The organism is Burkholderia lata (assembly GCF_902499025.1).
Lineage (GTDB): Bacteria > Pseudomonadota > Gammaproteobacteria > Burkholderiales > Burkholderiaceae > Burkholderia > Burkholderia lata_C.
Genome location: NZ_CABVPW010000020.1, coordinates 16,218 through 33,342 on the forward strand (window position 1 = coordinate 16,218; position 17,125 = coordinate 33,342).

Sequence of the window (17,125 nt, forward strand, 5' to 3'; positions counted from 1 at the left end):
CCCGCCAGGTGCCGATATGCGCACCGCTATTGAAAAACGCCCGCGTCGGGATCCCGACGCGGGCGTTTTCGTTGGCGGGCCGCGCATCGCGGCCGCTGCTTCGACGTATCAGCGCGCGGCGGCGAACCCGCCGAAAAATGCACGTGCGTTCGCGTCGAGGCTGTCGAGGTGATAGCCGCCTTCCTGCACGATCACCGTCGGCAACCCGAGTGCGCCGATCGCGCCGCCGAGCCGCCCGAAACCGTCGGTCGTGACGGCCACCTGCGATTGCGGATCGTCCTTGTAGATATCGAAGCCGAGCGCGAGCACGAGCGCATCGGGCTGGAACCGCGCGAGCGCGCGCAGCGCATCGTCGAGCCGCTCGAAGAACGCCGACTCCGGCGCGCCGTGCGGCATCGGCAGGTTGAGGTTGAAGCCGTCGCCTGCCCCCGTGCCCGTCTCTTCCTCGTAGCCCGCGACGACCGGGTAGAAGTTGGTCGGGTCGCCGTGGATCGACACGTACAGCACGTCGTCGCGGCCGTAGAAGATCTCCTGCACGCCCTGCCCGTGATGCATGTCGGTGTCGAGGATCGCGACCCGGCGATGGCGGCCGAGCAGCGACTGCGCGGCGATCGCCGCATTGTTCAGGTAGCAGAAACCGCCGGCTGCGTCGCGGCGTGCATGGTGGCCAGGCGGCCGGCACAGCGCGTACGCCTCGCGCGCGCCGTCGTTGACATCGGCCGCGGCTGCAAGCGCGTCCTGCGCGGACCAGTACGCGGCGCGCCACGTGTTCGCGCCGACCGGGCAGCTGCCGTCGGCGAGGTAGCGCGCGGCTTTCGCGAGCACGCCGCGCAGCGGGTTCGGGTCGCGCACGAACACGTTCGACATCACTTCGTCGCCCCAGTCGTCGGGCATCTGCTTCCAGTCGCGGTGCGCTTCTTCCAGAAAGCGCAGGTAGTTCATGTCGTGCACGGCCGCGATCGGCGCGGTGCCGCGGTCGGCCGGCTCGCGCACGTCGAAGTCGAGCGCCCGGACGGCCGCGACGAGCCGCGCCGCGCGCTCGGGCACTTCCTGCGGTTCACGCATCCGGCCGCGCGACAGGTAGCTGCGCGGGTGGTGCAGCAACTGCTCGGGATGGAAATAGGTCTTCATCGTTCGCCCTCGTCGGTTGTTCGATTGGTCGGTTTACCGGTTTAGCGGTTCACCGCTTCACGCATCCTGTGGAGTGGCCGCCACGGCAACGCCCGCCGCGACGCCGGCGCGCGCGAGCACCGCATGAAGCAGCACGTTCGTGCCGTGCGTCACGTCGTCAGGCAGCGCATCTTCCGCTTCGTTGTGCGACAGGCCGTCGACGCACGGGATGAACACCATCGCGGTCGGGACGCGGCGCGCAAGCAGGATCGCGTCGTGGCCCGCGCCGCTGACGATCCGCTCGTTCGTATAGCCGAACTTCGCTGCCGCCTGCGCGACCCGTTCGACGCAGTCGCGATCGAACGGCGTCGCCGGGCTGCGCCAGCAGGTTTCAATCGCGACCTGCACGCCACGCGCCGCGGCGACACGCGCGCACGCATCGCGCAAGTCGCGCTCCATCGCGTCGACTTGCGCATCGTCGTGATGGCGGAGATCGACCGTGAACGTCACGTCGCCGGCAATGGTGTTGCGCGACGCGTTGCGGATGCCGACCTGCCCGATCGTCGCGAGACCGCGCGGTGCATAACCGGCGACGATCCGTTCGAGTTCGAGTGCCATCTGCGCGCTCGCGAAATACGCGTCCTTGCGATACGGCATCGGCGTCGTGCCCGCATGCGCGGCCACGCCCGTCACCGTCACGTCGAGCCAACGGATCGCCTGCCCGCCCGTGACGACGCCGATCGTCGTGCCGTTCGCCTCGAGCACGGGGCCCTGTTCGATATGCGCTTCGAAGTACGCATCGACCGCGCCGCCGGTCGCACGCGTGCCGCGATAGCCGCATGCGTCGAGTGCCGCGCCGAGCGTGACACCGTCGGCGTCCTGCTTCGCGAGCGCATCGTCGAGCGGCAACGCACCCGTGAACACCGCCGAGCCGAGCATCGCCGGCGCGAAGCGCGCGCCCTCCTCGTTGGTCCACGACACGATCTCCAGCGGCCGATCGGTCGCGATGCCTGCGTCGTTCAGCGTACGCACGAGTTCGAGCGCGGCGAGCACGCCATAGACACCGTCGAAACGACCGCCTTCGGGCTGCGTGTCGAGATGGCTGCCGATCAGCACCGGCGCGGCCTGCGCATCGGTGCCGTCGCGCCGTGCGAACAGATTGCCGACGGCGTCGACGCTCACCGTCATCCCCGCGTCGCGGCACCACTGCGCGAACAGGTCGCGCCCGCGACGATCGTCGTCGGTGAGCGCGAGACGCCGCACGCCGCCGCGCGGCGTCGCGCCGACACGCGCCATGTCCGCCAGGCTCTGCCACAAACGGGCGCCGTCGATTTCCAGCAGGTCTTTCATGTGCACTCCGGATGAATTCGTTCGTTGGGGTTCATTGCGAGCCGAGCGCTTCGGCGGCGGCCGGCCGTGCCGCGCGGCGTGCGTCGAGCGCGACGATGCAGAGCAGCGAGACACCGGCGAGACCGGTGTAGAACACCGCGAGCGGCCACCACTGGCCCGCAAAGCGATGCGCGAGCCACGTGCCGACGAGCGGCGTCAGCCCGCCCGCGATCGCACCACAGATCTGGTAGGCGAGCGAGATCGCCGAATAGCGCACGTGCGCCGGGAACACGTCGCTCACGAAACCCGCGATCACCGAATAGAAGCCGGCCATGCAGACCACCGCGAGCGCGATGCCGGCGATGAGCGACGCGGACGTACCGCCCTGCACGAGCATGAACATCGGATACGGCGACAGCATCGCGAGCAGCGCCGCGAGCTTCAGGAAGCGCGCACCGCCGATGCGCTCGGCGATCCACGCGGCGATCGGCTGCGCGATGAACTGGATGATCGCGACCGCGAACAGGCTGTCGAGGATCAGCGAGCGCGAGACGCCGACGTACTGCGTCGTGTACGCGATCATGAACGTGTTCGTGAAATAGACGCCCGCGATGCCGATCGTGTTCGCGCCGATGCAGAGCGCCACGAGGCCCGACGCGGAGCGGAACACTTCGGCGACCGGCAGCTTCACCGTGCGGTTGGTTTCCTTCACGCGCGCGAATTCCGGCGACTCGTTCACGCCGAGCCGGATCAGGATGCCGACCACGAGCAGCACCGAACTCGCGAGAAACGGCAGGCGCCAGCCCCAGGCGAGGAAGTCGGCCTTGTCCATCGACGTGACCGCGCGGAACGCGATCAGCGACAGGATCAGCCCGGCCGGGCTGCCGAGCTGCGCGAACGACGCGAAGAACGTGCGGCGCCCCTGCGGCGCATGCTCGCCCGCCATCAGCACCGCCCCGCCCCATTCGCCGCCGACCGCGATCCCCTGCACCACGCGCAGCGCGACGAGCAGCACCGGCGCGAGCATGCCGACCTTCGAATAGTCGGGCAGCAGCCCGACGCAGACGGTCGCGACGCCCATCATCATCAGCGTCGTCATCAGCGCCTTCTTGCGACCGATGCGGTCGCCGAGATGGCCGAAGATCACGCCGCCGAGCGGCCGCGCGAAGAAGCCGACCGCGAACGTCGCGAACGACGCCATCGTGCTGACGAAAGGGTCATGCGACGGGAAATAGAGTTCGCCGAACACGAGCGCGGCGGCGGTCGCGTAGATGTAGAAGTCGTACCACTCGATCATCGTGCCGATGAACGCGGCCGTCGCGGCGCGCCCCGGCTGGCGGGCGGAAGGAAGGGACTGGGTCATGCGGGCTCCTGACGCGCGCCACTGCGACGCGACGCGCAATATCGTGTGACGGCCGTCTGTCGCGGCCTTGCGCCGCACGCTGCGGCACCCCTCCTTTATCGGCGACCGCAAATTATTAGTCAAATTTCAAGTTATTATTCACGGTATAAATTCAACTAATGTCCGCCCCGACGCCTCGCCCGGAGACCCGATGCGCCCCGACCTCGCCCCGTTCCTGAACGACCGCCTCGACTGGAACCTGTTGCGCACCTATCTGGTGATCATCCAGGAGCGCAGCGTGAGCCGCGCGGCCGCGCGCCTGCACGTGACGCAGCCGGCCGTGAGCCAGGCATTGCGGCGGCTCGAGGACACGCTCGAGCGCAAGCTGATCGAGCGGCGCGGCACGCACTTCGCGCCGACGCCTGCCGGCGAAGCCGTCTACCGGATCGCGAGCGACATCTACGGCGGCATCTCGCGCCTCGAAACCGAAATCGACGACAGCACGGCCGACCTGACCGGTTCGATCCGGCTGCTGACGGTGAGCCGCATCGAGTCGCCCGTCTACGACGAATTCCTCGCGGATTTCCATCGCGCGTATCCGCGCATCGACCTGCAGATCGAGGTGATGCGCTCGTCGGACATTCTTTCCTCGTTGCTGCAGAAAACGGCCACGGCCGGGCTCGGCCTGTGCCGCACGCCGCACGACAAGCTGGAGATGCGCTGCTTCCTGCGCCAGCGCTATGCGATCTACTGCGGCCGCCATCACCGGCTGTTCGGGCAGACGCAACTGCGGATGGACGATCTGCTCGCCGAGAATTTCGTGTCGTTCACGAGCGACCAGATCGGCGACAGCCTGTCGCCACTCACCGTGTTTCGCGACCAGAGGGGCTTCACGGGGCGCATCGTCGCGTCGTCGCCGAGCCTCGAGGAAGTGCGGCGGCTGATCTTCGCCGGCTACGGGATCGGCTGCCTGCCCGAGCACATCGTGCGCGACGACATCGCGCAGCAGCGGCTGTGGCGGCTGCCGCCCGACGACGGGCTCGTCGATGTCGACGTGTTCCTGCTGTGGCATCGCGATCGCAAGATGAACGCGGCCGAGCACGCGTTTCTCGACGCGATGGAGCGCTGCATGCAGCGCCATTCGCTCGCGGAACGGCTGGGAAAGTAACGGCGCGAACGCGCTCGCGGAAAGCGCCGGGCACATGTGACCCGGCGCGTCGGCCTCGTCAGAACCGATGCACGATGCCGAGCTGCACGCCGCGCGCATTCGCCCCCGGATACGCGAGCGGCAGGCCGGGGTTCGCCGCGCCGGCGAGCGTATAGCCGGCCTGGTTGCGGTTGCGCAGGTACGACAGCGCGCCGTAGAAGCTCGTGCGCTTCGACAGGTCGTACTCGTACATCAGCCCGAGCTGGTCCGCATTGTTGCCTTGCGACGACCGATCGTGCAGATACGCGTAGCCGAGCGCCACGTAGTTCGCCGGATTGAACTGGTACTTGACCGACAACCCGACCACGCGCGAATCGATGCCGAGATCGGCCCACTTCACCGCGGAGAAGCCGCCGTACACGGTGGCCTTGCCGATCTCGTACGACGCGCCGGCCATGATCGTGCGATCGGTCGTGGTCGCCGTCGCGTTCTTCAGCCACTGGCCCGCGACGAACGCGCCGAACGGCCCGTGTTCGTAGGTCAGGTCGAACTGCTGGCTGGAACCTGCCGAGCGCACGCCGCCCGCATCGCCGAACCCGAAGTACAGCCCGCCCTGGAAGCCCGCGATCTCCGGGCTCTGGTACGACAGCGTATTGCTGGTGCGGAACGCGAACACGGTCAGGTTGTCCATGCCGGACGCCTGCGTGACGCCGCCGAACGCATCCTGTCCGCCCTGGTCGTTGAACAGCGGCGAATTCTGACGGCCCGCGCGCACCTTGCCCCACTGCCCCGCGATGCCGACCCACGCCTGCCGGTTGAACAGGCTGCCCGAACTCGCCAGCGAACCGTCGTTCGGATTGAAGCCGTTCTCCAGCGCGAACTCGATCTTCTGCCCGCCGCCGATATCCTCCCCGCCCTTCAGCCCGAACCGGCTGCCCCACTGACCACCCGAATTGATCGCCGCCGTGTAGCCGTTGCCCGTATTCACGTACTGCGCGAATTCGTCGATCACGCCGTACAGCGTGACGCCATCCTGTGCGAACGCCGCGCTTGGTCCGGCGACGCACGCCACCGCGACCGTCATGCGAAGACCGGCGTGCACCATCCGCGCCCGGGAATCGCTTCCGCGGGTCGTCATTTGTTTAGTCATACTATTTAATAGCCCGAGAATGAAACGACACCGCGCGCGGCAGTCGCGCCGCACCGGCATCGCGGAAAAGGAAACGTGGGGAAGAGCCCGGCGCAGGCGGCGCCCGGCTCGACGCGGCACTCAGGCCGGCAGCCGGCCGGCCCGAGGCGCGTGACGTGTCGTCAGTGGTGAACTTCGCCGCGTTCGAGCGGCAGGATCAGGCGTTCGGGAATGCTGCGGCGCGACGCGCGTGCGCCGATGTAGTACAGCACGGCCGGCACGACCAGGCCGAGGATCCACGAGATGTCGGTGCCGCCGAGCGCATCGACGAGCGGCCCCGTGTAGATGTGCGTCGACATGAACGGAAACTGCACGAGGATACCGACCACGTAGATCGTGATCGCCATCACGTTCCAGCGGCCGTAGCGGCCATCCGGATCGGACAGCGCCGGCACGTCGTAGCGCGAGCGCGTGAAGCAGTAGTAGTCGACCAGGTTGATCGCGCTCCACGGCGTGAAGAACGCGAGCAGGAACAGGATGAACGCGGTGAATTCCTTCAGGAACGAATGGCGGCCCGCGAGCGCGATGAGCGTGGACACGCAGATCATCCCGAAGATGTACACGAGGCGGCTCTTCGACGACACGGCGCCCTTGCCGCGAAAGCCGCTGACGATCGTCGCCATCGACATGAAGCTGCCGTAGGCGTTCAGCGCCGTCACCGTCACCTTGCCGAACGCGATGCTGAAGTACAGCAGCGCAGCCACGGCGCCCGTCGAGCCGAGCCCGACGATATACGACACCTCATGGTGCGCGAACTGGCTGCCGGCCAGTGCGGCCGCAAACACGCCGAACACCATCGCCGCCTGCGCGCCGATCACCGAGCCCAGGCCGACTGCGACGAACGTCGCGACCGACGACGTCGAGCGCGGCAGGTAGCGCGAATAGTCGGCGACGTACGGGCCGAACGCGATCTGCCACGATGCGGACAGCGACATCGACAGCAGGAAGCTCGCGAGCGAGAAATGCTTGTTCGCGAGCAGCGCGCCGATGTCGTGGTTCGCGAACAGTTGCGTGAACATGTAGACGAACGCGATGATGCCGACCACGCTCGCGATCCGGCCGACGGCATGGATCGCGCGATAGCCGAACACGGTCAGCACGACGATCACGGCCGCGAACAACAGGATGCCCGCCGCGTCGTCGATGTGCAGCAGCTGCGCGACAGCCTGCCCGGCCAGCACCGAGCCGCTGGCGGAAAAGCCGATGTACATCAGGCACACGAGCACGATCGGGATCATCGCGCCGTAGACACCGAACTGCACGCGGCTCGAGATCATCTGCGGCAGCCCGAGCTGCGGCCCCTGCGCACCATGCAGCGCCATCACCGTGCCGCCGATGAACTGGCCGATCAGCAGCGCGACCAGCGACCAGAACACGTCGCCGCCGAGCACGACCGCGAGTGCGCCCGTGACGATGGCCGTGATCTGCATGTTCGCCGACAGCCACAGCGTGAACTGGCTCAGCAAGCCGCCGTGGCGCTCGGCGTCGGGGATGAAGTCGATCGAACGTACTTCGATCAGGCCGCCGGCTTTTCCACTGGGATTCGTTGACACGGGGAAATCTCCAAAATACTCAGGATCACAAATGGTTTGGACGAGACGGGAATCTGCGAGCCGCCCTTTCGGCTCGGCGGGTGCGGGGCGCCGTGGATCGCCGGCATGCGCCACGCACGCACGGTCTGCGCACTGGCGCGCAAGCGGCACGACGTGTGCCGACATTGCCAGCGGATGATCTTGTATATACAACTTGCGAGGTATCGGTGATTACCCGGTAACCGCCGATTTTCGAAATTGTCTGAAAAATTGGGATACGTTCGACCCGTTTTGTCGAAAGTCAGGCGTATGAATAATGAAAGGTCAGGTGCGCGCAGGCGAGGCCTGATCGGGCTCGGCCGTCATGTCGGCGGCGGGGAGCAGGTTCACCAGGCGCCGGGCGGCCTCGATGTCGCGCACGTGCAGCCATTCGTCGTAATCGTCGCGGCGCAGCATCACGACGCCCCGCTTCTCTTCGCCGGGCCGATGCATCCGCGCGAACAACGGGTGCCCGTCGGCGTTGACCGTGAGCATGGCCATGCCCACGCGCTCGCGGCCGTCGTCGCCCTCGTAGCGCCGCCAGATGCCGGCGACGCAGCACGATTGCCAGCCGTCGACGCCGATCCGGTGCCACACGTTGCGACCGGTTTCGTAGCAGGGTTCGACGATCCAGCGCACCGGGATCAGGCAGCGCTGGCCGTTGCGCCATGCGTTGCCGTAGAGCCGCGACGAGCCGACCGTTTCCGCCCGCGCGTTCACCGTATCGAGTTTCTTTTTTTTGCGGCCGTTCTCGTCGAGCCGCTCAGGCTGCATGAATTTCGGCCAGAAGCCGAACACGGCCGTGACGACTTCGAGGCCGTCGCCATCGGCGCGCGCAATCGGCGCCGCGTAGTCGGGATACACGTCGGGGGCCCACGGGTCGCGGCGAAACAGATCGCCGATGCCGATCTTCAGTTCGCTGATGCCCGGGTCTTCGTCGGGGGCGCGGTAGTGGGTGCACACGGCTCGGCGGACGATGGATGCAATGTTTCCATCGTAGGTCAGCGCGGGTGCGACGGCCGCGCGATTGTTTGTATGACGAAACAGTTTTACGAATCGATGGTGTGCCGGGAGCGATCCGGCCCATACCGTCACGCGTGCTGCGCGATCCGCAGCGTCAGGATTTCGTCGCCCGCTGCGTCGAGCGTCCCGGTCGGCGTCCAGCCCAGATGCCGATAAAAGCCATGCGAGCGCGACGCGGGATCGGTCGAACACCCGAGAAACAGCGACGTGAAACCGTTCGCCGCGAATTCGTCGATCACCTGCCGCAGCAGCCGCTTGCCGATCCCCGCCCCCTCGTACTCGGGCAGGATCGCGAGCACGACGATCTCGCCCGAATCGGTGTCGCCGAAGCAGTAGCCGACCATGCGCCCGTTCGCACAGCAGACATGGCCCGAGAACAGGCCGCCGCGAATCCCGTCGCCCCAGCTTTCGACGGTGATGCCGAGATCGCGCAACTGCGCCTCGGTGAACGCGTTCTCGCGCGTCCTGCCGCGCAGTGCGATGCACGCGGCCGCATCGTCGGGGACGGCCTTGCGCCAGGTGAGTTCAGTCATCGTTCGCTTCTTCCATGGTTCGCCGCCGGCGCGATGCATACAGGCAGATCAGCTCCAGCGCGATCGTCGCGCCGGCCAGCGACGTGATTTCCGCATGATCATACGGCGGCGACACTTCGACCACATCCATGCCGACCAGGTTGATGCCTTCCAGATGACGCAGGATCTCGAACGCCTGATGGCTCGACAGTCCGCCCGAGACCGGCGTCCCCGTGCCCGGTGCGAAGGCCGGATCGAGACAGTCGATGTCGAACGTCAGGTACACGGGATGATCGCCGACCCGCTCGCGAATGCGCGCGGCGACCGCGGCGGGTGTCGACGCATGCACCTGGCGCGCATCCTGGATGTCGAAGCCCATCGGCTCGTCGTTGGTCGTCCGGATCCCGATCTGCGCCGATCGTTCGGGCACCACCCACCCTTCCCGCGCCGCGTGATAGAACATCGTGCCGTGATCGATGCGCTTGACGTCGCGATCGGGCCACGTATCGGTATGCGCATCGAAATGCACGAGCGACAACGGCCCGTGCACCTTCGCATGCGCCTTCAGCAGCGGATACGTGATGAAGTGATCGCCGCCGAGCGTCAGCATCGCGCAGCCGCGCGCGAGGATCGCATCCGCATGCCGCTCGATCGCGCCCGGCACCGATTCGGGCTGCCCGAGATCGAACGCGCAATCGCCGTAGTCGACCGCGGCCAGCACGTCGAACGGATCGAACGACCACGGCCACGGGCGCTCCCACGCGATGCCCGTCGACGCGATCCGCAACCCGCGCGGGCCGAAGCGCGTGCCGGGCCGGTGCGACGCTGCGGAATCGAACGGCACGCCGGTGATCGCGAGGTCGACACCATCGAGATCGCGGCTGAAACGCCGGCGCATGAAGCTCGTCGCGCCCGCGAAGGACGGCTCGGCCTGCGTGCCATAGAGGCTGTCGCGCGTGAATGCGAAATCGTTCTGGCTCATCGTCGGAATCCTGTCCGTAGGGAAACGGTCGCGCGGCTGGCGACCTCGTGCCCGATTCTGCCGCCAGCGCATCCGACGAAAAATATGAACTAACATAAGCCGACTTCACGAAACGCGATGTATCGCCATGCTGACCCGACTGAGAGACATGGATTTGCAGCTGCTGCGGCTCTTTCTGACGATCGTCGAAAGCGGCGGCTTCAGCGCCGCGCAGGGCACGCTCGGGATGGCGCCCTCGACGATCAGCACGCAAATGGCCAAGCTCGAAACGCGTCTCGGGTTCCGGCTGTGCGATCGCGGCAAGAGCGGCTTCCGGCTGACGCCGAAGGGCGAACGCGTGCTGCAGTCGACGCGGCGGCTCCTGCACGCGATGGACGTGTTCACGCGCGATACGCAGCACGTGTCGGGCACGTTGCTCGGCGAACTGCGCATCGGGCTGTCCGAGCGGCTGGCACCGGACGTCGTCGAATCGATCGCGGCGGCCGTCGGCCGCTTCCGCGAACGGGCGCCCGACGTGCTGATCGAGATGGTCGCGGGTCCGCCCGACGAGCTGGAGCGCCGGCTGCTGAAAAGCGAACTGCAGCTCGCGATCGGCTACTTTTCCGGCCACCAGGCCGGCCTGCACTACGCGCCGCTGTTCGTCGAACACCAGTCGCTGCACTGCGGCGCCCGGCATCCGCTGTTTGCGAAAAAGACCGTGTCGGTCAACGACATCGCGCGTGCCGGCAACGTCGCGCGGCTCTACAAGACGAATACGTCGGGTGCGGCGCTGCGCAACGCGCAGCCGACCGCGTTCTCCGAAAACGTCGACGCCGACGTGATCTTCATCCTGTCCGGCGCGCATGTCGGCTTCCTGCCCGACCATGTCGCGGCGCCGTGGGTCGCCGCAGGGAAAATGCGCCGGCTGCTCGCGAGCAAGCTGAGCCATACGGTCGAATTCCAGCTCGCGACGCCGAGGAACTGCGACGGCAGCGAAGCGCTGGAGGCATTCACGACGGCGCTCGCCGAACGGTTCGGCGGGCTCGACGGTTTCGCGGATCGGTGACCGTCGCGAGCCGCCCGTTCCGGGTCAGACGAGCCGGTCCGACGCGATGACCTGCACGCCCGGCCGTGCGTCGATCGCCGCGTCGAGCATCGCGCGGGCAATCCGCGACGCGGGATTCACGCGCCACTTCGCCGGCAACACGGGCCGGGCCACGTTCAACGCGGACACCAGCAGCCGCTCGCCGAACCGGAATTCGTCGCGGCTGCCGCCGATCAGGCCGGGCCGCACATAAGTGAGCGACGCGAATCCGACGCCGGCGAGCGCCTGCTCGACCTCCCCCTTCACACGGTTGTAGAAGATGCGCGACGCCGGATCCGCGCCGAGTGCGGAATTCAGTACGTAAGCCGGTGTGCCGTAGCGGTGCGCGAGCCGCGCGACCGCGAGCGGATAGTCGTGGTCGACCCGCCGGAATGCCGCCTGAGAGCCCGCGGCCCGCATCGTGGTGCCGAGCGTGCAGATCACGGCATCGGCGTGCCACCAGTCGGCCGCGTCGGGCAGACGATCGAAATCGACCTCGTGCGCGCGCATCTTCGGATGCGGCGACAACGGGCGGCGCGCGAGGACGATCACCTGATCGACCCGCGCATCGGCGAGCGCGACTTCGAGGACGTGACGCCCGACGAGTCCCGTCGCGCCGACGAGCAGCAATTTCATGTCCGGTTCTTCCGTTTGGAGCCTGCGTTGGCGGGCCGGGAACGGCCCGGTTTCCGGCTTCCCACATGATCGTCGGCCGACTCGGCGCCGACAACCGCCCAACATCTCAAAAAATTACAGGACGCGCTTGATTCACCAGGTGCGCGCTACGAACCCGCCGTCTCCTGTCGCGACACGCTCGGCGCGACACCCGTCCAGCGCTTGTATGCCTGCGAGAACGACGACATGTCGCTGAATCCGAGTTCCTGCGCGATTTCCTTGATCGACAGCCGCCCTTCCGCGATCAGCGCCTGTGCGCGAGTCTTGCGCACCGCGCTCGAAATGTCCCGAAAGCACGCGCCCTCTTCCTGGAGCCGGCGCTTCAGCGTGCGCTCGCTGGTGTTGAGCAGCGTCGCGATGTCCTTCAGCTGCGGCGGCCGGTCGAACGGGCGCGTAGCCAGGTATTCGTTCAGGAACGACACGAGGTCGACGCGCGTCCGCCTGCGCGTGATCAACTCGGCACACATGCGCTCGCACATCGCCGCGGTCGCGGCGTTCGCCTGCGGCAACGGCCGCTCGAGATGCGCGTGCTCGAACGTGAGCGTGCTGGCGGGCCGGCCGTGCCGGATCGTCGCGCCCAGCACCGGCTGCTTCGCGTCAGGGCCGGAGCCGGCGCCATACGCAAGGTCGAACGTCGCGAGTTCGAACGCGCTGCCGATCACGTCGCGCAGCACGCGGCACGTCGCGCCCATCGCGCGTTCGACGAAGAAGCGCTGCACGTTCGCGGCCAGCTCCGGCGACGCGTCGAACTGAATCACGTCGTGCTGCCCGGCCCGGCGGAACGTCATCCCGACGAACGTATAGGTCAGCGCCAGGTAGCGGCCCGCGAGCGCGACCGCGTCCATCCCGGTCGCACTGCTCAGCAGCCCGTACCCGAGCAGCCCGTATGCCGAAAGCTGGTACGACAGGCCGACCTTGAGGCCGACGCCGGCCTCACCGGCGGTCAGGTCCAGCAGGTTCGACACCACCGCCAGCTCCTGGGCGGCCAGCACCGTGAAATCCGGGTCGGCGAGCTGCTTCAGCGTGAGCTGCGACCCGTTGAGCAACGCCGACGGCGCGATCTTGCGGTCGCGCCCGAAGTCGATCATCAGCAGGACGGAAGCCGGGCTGCGGGCAAAGTTCCAGACATTCATCAGGCGCCTCGCGACGTGGGTTGGCCTAGATTCTAAAGCGGTTGGCCTGCCCCAGCATGGATCGCGCGAGCCCGCGCGCCGATGATGGACGACATCGCAACCCGCACGGCGTCGATCACCATGAAGCTCTGTTCGCTCTTTCGCCCGGCCTGCACTTTATTGCTGGCCGCCGGCCTGACGGGCGCACCGCTCGCGCCGGCACGGGCCGACGATGCCGTTTCGCCCAATCCACCGGAGTCCGCCACCATGCCCAAGACCTACGCAGACCAGCCCGTCTGGCGCGACATGCAGAAATTCCTTCCGACCGACTTCCAGTGGAAGGACGGCCAGCAACCGACGGAAGAATGGTGGTCGTGGCACGGCCATCGCATGCATCTCGACACGTACCGCAACCCGCAAGCGCGCGTGAAGGTGATCCTGTTCCACGGCGTGGGCACCAACGGCCGGCAGATGTCGATGATCCTCGGCGAGCAGCTGGCGCGCCGCGGCTACGAAACGATCGCGGTCGACATGCCCGAATACGGGATGACCGAGGTCGCCAGGGGCGCGCTGGTCCGCTATGACGACTGGGTGCGCGCCGGCAGCGACCTGATCGACGCGGAGCGCGCGAAAGACGACCGGCCGATCGTGCTCTACGGGCTGAGTGCGGGCGGCATGCTCACGTATCACGTGGCCGCGCTGAACGGCAAGGTCAAGGGCATCGTCGGCATGACCTTCCTCGACCAGCGACTTCAGCAGGTGCGCGACGAAACCGCGCGCAACGTGTTCATGAGCCGCGTCGGCGGCACGATGATGCATCTCACCGCGATGACCCCGCTGAAATCGATGCGGGTGCCGATGACGCTCGCCAGCAAGATGTCCGCGCTCGTCAACGACCGCGATGCGCTGAAGGTGTGGCTGTCCGATCGCACCTCTGCCGGCAACGCGATGACGATCGCGTTTCTCGATTCCTACATGTCGTACCGGCCGGCGGTCGAGCCGGAGGATTTCGCCGTGTGCCCGATCCTGCTCACGCAACCGGCCGCGGATCGCTGGACGCCGCTGCACCTGAGCGAGCCGTTCCTGCAGCGCGTGCGGAAGGTGCCGGTAAAGGTCGTCATGCTGGACAATGCCGGCCACTATCCGCTCGAACAGCCGGGGCTGTCGCAGATGGTCGATGCGATCGATGCGTTTTATCGTCAGGTGACGGCGCAACCCGTCGACCTCCGCGCGCCGTCCTGACGAAGCGTGCACGCGCCGGCGCGAAAGCCGGCACGGCAAACGGAAAGCCGCCGATGCGCACGTTGCGCATCGGCGGCTTCGTGTCACGCGTGGTGCGCGTCAGACGTGCAACGCGTGCCCGAGCGCGCGCAGCGCAGCCTCTTGCAGTGCTTCGCCGAGCGTCGGGTGCGCATGGATCGTGCCGCCGATGTCCTCCAGCCGCGCGCCCATCTCCAGCGACTGCGAAAACGCCGCGGCCAGTTCCGACACGCCGCGCCCGACCGCCTGCCAGCCGACGATCAGGTGATTGTCGCGCCGCGCAACGACACGCACGAAACCGTCGGTCGCCTGCAGCGTCATCGCGCGCCCGTTCGCCGCGAACGGGAACGACGCGCTCACGCAATCGACATCGGCCGCACGCGCGTCGTCCGGCGACCAGCCGGCCGTGACGATTTCCGGATCAGTGAAGCACACGGCCGGGATCGACGCGGGCATGAACTTGCGGCGCTTGCCGGCGATCAGCTCGGCCACCATCTCGCCTTGCGCCATCGCGCGATGCGCGAGCATCGGCTCGCCGGCAACGTCGCCGATCGCCCAGACGTTGCGCATCGACGTCCGGCATTCGTCGTCGATCCACAGCGCGCGGCCATTGCGATCGAGCGGCAGCGACTCGAGCCCGAAACCGTCGACCCGCGGCCGGCGGCCCACCGCGACCAGCACGCGATCGGCCTGCAGCGTCTGCTCCGCGCCGTCGGCGGCCTGCACGCGCACCGCGCCGTGTTCCGCGGGACCGAGCACCTTGTGGCCGAGCAACAGCCGCACGCCCAGCCGCGCGAGCGAATCGGCGACCGGCCGCGCGAGTTCGGCATCGTATGCGGGCAACACGCGCTCCGCCGCTTCGACCACGCTCACGTCGACGCCGAGCTTGCGATAGACGATCCCGAGTTCCAGCCCGATATACCCGGCCCCGACGACGACCAGCCGCTTCGGCAACGTCGCGGGCGACAGCGCTTCGGTGGACGACACGACATGCCCGCCGAACGGCATCGACGGCAGCGCGACCGGTTCGGAACCGGTCGCGAGCAACAGGTGCTCGCAGCTGATTCGGGTCGTGTGGCCGCCGGCGACGACGTCGACGGTCTTGCCGTCGACCACCTGCGCATCGCCGTGCAGCACGCGCACGCCGTTCTTCTTGAGCAGTGCGCCGACGCCGCGGGTCAGCCGGTCGACGATGCCGTCCTTCCATGCAACGCTTTTCGCGATGTCGATCTCGGGCGTGCGCACGCGGATCCCGAGCGCGCCCTCGCCCGCGTGGCCGCGGGCCTGTTCGAATGCGTCGGCCACGTGGATCAGCGCCTTGGACGGAATGCAGCCGATGTTCAGGCACGTGCCGCCGAGCCGGTCGCGCTCGACGAGCACCGTCGGAATGCCGAGCTGGCCGGCGCGAATCGCGGCGACGTAGCCGCCCGGGCCGCCGCCGATCACCAGCAGCGTGGTGTGTTCGTTCTTCATTGCGTTATCACTCCACGAACAGCAGTGCCGGGCGCTCGAGCACCGCGCGCACGGCCTGGATGAATTCGGCCGCGTCCGCACCGTCGACGACGCGATGGTCGAACGACGACGACAGGTTCATCATCTTGCGTGCGACGACCGCACCGTCGCGGATCATCGGCCGCTCGACGATCCGGTTCACGCCCACGATGCCGACTTCCGGATGATTGATCACCGGGGTCGACACGATGCCGCCGAGTGCGCCGAGGCTCGAGATCGTGATCGTCGAGCCGCTCAGCTCGTCGCGCTGCGCGCGGTTCGTACGCACCGCATCGGCGAGCCGCGCGATCTCGGCGGAGATCGACCACACGTCGCGCGCTTCGGCATGACGCAGCACGGGCACCGTGAGGCCGCCGTCCGTCTGCGTCGCGACGCCCATGTGCACCGCGCCGTAGCGCGTGACGACACCCGCTTCGTCGTCGAAGCGCGCGTTGATCTGCGGAAAGTCGCGCAGCGCGATCACCATCGCGCGGATCAGCAGCGGCAGCGGCGTGAGCTTGCCGCGCGTGTCGCCGTGGCGGCGATTCAGTTCCGTACGCAACGATTCCAGCTCGGTGACGTCGATTTCCTCGACGTAGCTGAAGTGCGGAATGCGGCGCTTCGCTTCCTGCATCTTGCGTGCGATCGCACGCCGCAAGCCGATCACCGGTACGTCGGTTTCGTCGTTGCGCTCGCCGTAACCATGCGCTCGCGATCCGTGCACCGCACCGCCGCCGGTGCCCGCAAACGCATCGAGGTCCGCGTGCAGGATCCGCCCCGCTTCACCGGTGCCGCGCACATAGCGCAGCTCGATGCCCATGTCCCATGCGCGCTGACGCACGGCCGGCGACGCGAGCGGCCGTTCGCCCGGCGCGAGCGCCGCGCGCGGCGGCGCAGCGTGCTCCGTGCGCTCGGCATGCTTCGCGCGACGCGGCCCCGCGGGTGCGTGCTTCGTAGCCGGCTTTGCGGACGATTCCGCCGGCGCCTCGGCTACCGCCTTCGACGGCGCCGCAGCGACCGGTGCGGTTTCTACCTTTGATTCCCGCACCGGTGCGCCGGCCTTCAAGTTGCCGTCGCCTTCGACCTCGAGGCGGATCAGCTCGCTGCCGACCGCCATCATCTCGCCGATCCGGCCGCCGAGCTCGATCACCTTGCCCGTCACCGGCGACGGAATCTCGACCGCCGCCTTGTCGGTCATCACATCGGCGAGCGGCTGGTCTTCCTTGATCGTCTGCCCGACTTCCACGTGCCAGGCCACCAGTTCGACCTCGGCAATCCCTTCGCCGATATCCGGCATCTTGATGACATGAATCCCCATC

The 17,125-nt window shown here is 67.6% G+C and carries 15 protein-coding genes; 3 read left to right on the forward strand and 12 right to left on the reverse strand.

The window, feature by feature from the left end; all coding sequences use genetic code 11:
- Window positions 1-108: 108 nt before the first annotated feature.
- The 3 genes from BDI24065_RS20750 to BDI24065_RS20760 are packed head-to-tail and all read right to left on the reverse strand — an operon-like array spanning window position 109 to window position 3,802.
- A complete protein-coding gene (locus tag BDI24065_RS20750) occupies window positions 109-1,131 on the reverse strand; it encodes a histone deacetylase family protein (protein WP_175032847.1) in 1,023 nt (340 codons plus the stop codon).
- 57 nt (window positions 1,132-1,188) lie between these two features.
- Window positions 1,189-2,460, reverse strand: a complete 1,272-nt coding sequence (locus tag BDI24065_RS20755) for a Zn-dependent hydrolase (RefSeq protein WP_175032848.1) — start codon at window positions 2,458-2,460, stop codon at window positions 1,189-1,191.
- Window positions 2,461-2,491: 31 nt separating this feature from the next.
- Window positions 2,492-3,802 carry an MFS transporter gene (locus tag BDI24065_RS20760; protein WP_175032849.1) on the reverse strand — a complete coding sequence of 437 codons (1,311 nt, stop codon included), beginning with the start codon at window positions 3,800-3,802 and terminating at the stop codon, window positions 2,492-2,494.
- A gap of 190 nt (window positions 3,803-3,992) precedes the next feature.
- Here BDI24065_RS20760 and BDI24065_RS20765 point away from each other — a divergent pair, with 190 nt between their 5' ends.
- A complete protein-coding gene (locus BDI24065_RS20765; RefSeq protein WP_124495797.1) occupies window positions 3,993-4,949 on the forward strand; it encodes a LysR family transcriptional regulator in 957 nt (318 codons plus the stop codon).
- Window positions 4,950-5,007: 58 nt separating this feature from the next.
- Here BDI24065_RS20765 and BDI24065_RS20770 read toward each other — a convergent pair whose 3' ends face one another.
- From BDI24065_RS20770 to speB, 5 genes are all read right to left on the reverse strand, one after another.
- A complete protein-coding gene (locus BDI24065_RS20770; protein ID WP_438820023.1) occupies window positions 5,008-6,066 on the reverse strand; it encodes a porin in 1,059 nt (352 codons plus the stop codon).
- A gap of 173 nt (window positions 6,067-6,239) precedes the next feature.
- Window positions 6,240-7,670 carry a purine-cytosine permease family protein gene (locus BDI24065_RS20775; protein ID WP_175032851.1) on the reverse strand — a complete coding sequence of 477 codons (1,431 nt, stop codon included), beginning with the start codon at window positions 7,668-7,670 and terminating at the stop codon, window positions 6,240-6,242.
- Between the two features lie 303 nt (window positions 7,671-7,973).
- On the reverse strand, window positions 7,974-8,651 hold the full coding sequence (locus BDI24065_RS20780) for an SOS response-associated peptidase family protein (protein ID WP_175032852.1): 678 nt from the start codon (window positions 8,649-8,651) through the stop codon (window positions 7,974-7,976).
- A 128-nt stretch (window positions 8,652-8,779) separates the two neighbouring features.
- Window positions 8,780-9,244: a GNAT family N-acetyltransferase gene (locus tag BDI24065_RS20785; RefSeq protein ID WP_175032853.1), complete on the reverse strand. Its 465-nt coding sequence runs from the start codon at window positions 9,242-9,244 to the stop codon at window positions 8,780-8,782.
- Window positions 9,237-10,205: an agmatinase gene (gene speB, locus BDI24065_RS20790; RefSeq protein WP_175032854.1), complete on the reverse strand. Its 969-nt coding sequence runs from the start codon at window positions 10,203-10,205 to the stop codon at window positions 9,237-9,239. Before speB ends, BDI24065_RS20785 begins: the two co-directional genes overlap by 8 nt.
- Before the next feature lie 127 nt (window positions 10,206-10,332).
- On the opposite strand from speB, the gene BDI24065_RS20795 reads away from it, so the two are divergent.
- Window positions 10,333-11,250: a LysR family transcriptional regulator gene (locus BDI24065_RS20795; protein ID WP_175032855.1), complete on the forward strand. Its 918-nt coding sequence runs from the start codon at window positions 10,333-10,335 to the stop codon at window positions 11,248-11,250.
- A 24-nt stretch (window positions 11,251-11,274) separates the two neighbouring features.
- Here the strand turns inward: BDI24065_RS20795 and BDI24065_RS20800 are convergent, their stop codons facing one another.
- Together BDI24065_RS20800 and BDI24065_RS20805 are read right to left on the reverse strand one after the other, a co-directional pair.
- Window positions 11,275-11,904: an NAD-dependent epimerase/dehydratase family protein gene (locus BDI24065_RS20800; RefSeq protein WP_175032856.1), complete on the reverse strand. Its 630-nt coding sequence runs from the start codon at window positions 11,902-11,904 to the stop codon at window positions 11,275-11,277.
- 146 nt (window positions 11,905-12,050) lie between these two features.
- Window positions 12,051-13,076 carry an AraC family transcriptional regulator gene (locus BDI24065_RS20805; protein WP_175032857.1) on the reverse strand — a complete coding sequence of 342 codons (1,026 nt, stop codon included), beginning with the start codon at window positions 13,074-13,076 and terminating at the stop codon, window positions 12,051-12,053.
- 246 nt (window positions 13,077-13,322) lie between these two features.
- On the opposite strand from BDI24065_RS20805, the gene BDI24065_RS20810 reads away from it, so the two are divergent.
- Window positions 13,323-14,297 (forward strand): alpha/beta hydrolase, encoded by a 975-nt coding sequence (locus tag BDI24065_RS20810; RefSeq protein WP_175032858.1) that lies wholly within the window; start codon window positions 13,323-13,325, stop codon window positions 14,295-14,297.
- A gap of 99 nt (window positions 14,298-14,396) precedes the next feature.
- Here BDI24065_RS20810 and lpdA read toward each other — a convergent pair whose 3' ends face one another.
- Window positions 14,397-15,788 carry a dihydrolipoyl dehydrogenase gene (gene lpdA / locus BDI24065_RS20815; protein ID WP_175032859.1) on the reverse strand — a complete coding sequence of 464 codons (1,392 nt, stop codon included), beginning with the start codon at window positions 15,786-15,788 and terminating at the stop codon, window positions 14,397-14,399.
- A 7-nt stretch (window positions 15,789-15,795) separates the two neighbouring features.
- Window positions 15,796-17,124, reverse strand: a complete 1,329-nt coding sequence (locus BDI24065_RS20820) for a dihydrolipoamide acetyltransferase family protein (RefSeq protein WP_175032860.1) — start codon at window positions 17,122-17,124, stop codon at window positions 15,796-15,798.
- Window position 17,125 lies beyond the last annotated feature (1 nt).

Coding starts and splice junctions, on each gene's coding strand:
- lpdA (WP_175032859.1), bottom strand. CDS start 15,788: ATGAAGAACGAACACACCACGCTGCTGGTGATCGGCGGCGGCCCGGGC.
- speB (WP_175032854.1), bottom strand. CDS start 10,205: ATGAGCCAGAACGATTTCGCATTCACGCGCGACAGCCTCTATGGCACG.
- BDI24065_RS20785 (WP_175032853.1), bottom strand. CDS start 9,244: ATGACTGAACTCACCTGGCGCAAGGCCGTCCCCGACGATGCGGCCGCG.
- BDI24065_RS20820 (WP_175032860.1), bottom strand. CDS start 17,124: ATGGGGATTCATGTCATCAAGATGCCGGATATCGGCGAAGGGATTGCC.
- BDI24065_RS20750 (WP_175032847.1), bottom strand. CDS start 1,131: ATGAAGACCTATTTCCATCCCGAGCAGTTGCTGCACCACCCGCGCAGC.
- BDI24065_RS20760 (WP_175032849.1), bottom strand. CDS start 3,802: ATGACCCAGTCCCTTCCTTCCGCCCGCCAGCCGGGGCGCGCCGCGACG.
- BDI24065_RS20805 (WP_175032857.1), bottom strand. CDS start 13,076: ATGAATGTCTGGAACTTTGCCCGCAGCCCGGCTTCCGTCCTGCTGATG.
- BDI24065_RS20810 (WP_175032858.1), top strand. CDS start 13,323: ATGCCCAAGACCTACGCAGACCAGCCCGTCTGGCGCGACATGCAGAAA.
- BDI24065_RS20755 (WP_175032848.1), bottom strand. CDS start 2,460: ATGAAAGACCTGCTGGAAATCGACGGCGCCCGTTTGTGGCAGAGCCTG.
- BDI24065_RS20795 (WP_175032855.1), top strand. CDS start 10,333: ATGCTGACCCGACTGAGAGACATGGATTTGCAGCTGCTGCGGCTCTTT.
- BDI24065_RS20770 (WP_438820023.1), bottom strand. CDS start 6,066: ATGACGACCCGCGGAAGCGATTCCCGGGCGCGGATGGTGCACGCCGGT.
- BDI24065_RS20800 (WP_175032856.1), bottom strand. CDS start 11,904: ATGAAATTGCTGCTCGTCGGCGCGACGGGACTCGTCGGGCGTCACGTC.
- BDI24065_RS20765 (WP_124495797.1), top strand. CDS start 3,993: ATGCGCCCCGACCTCGCCCCGTTCCTGAACGACCGCCTCGACTGGAAC.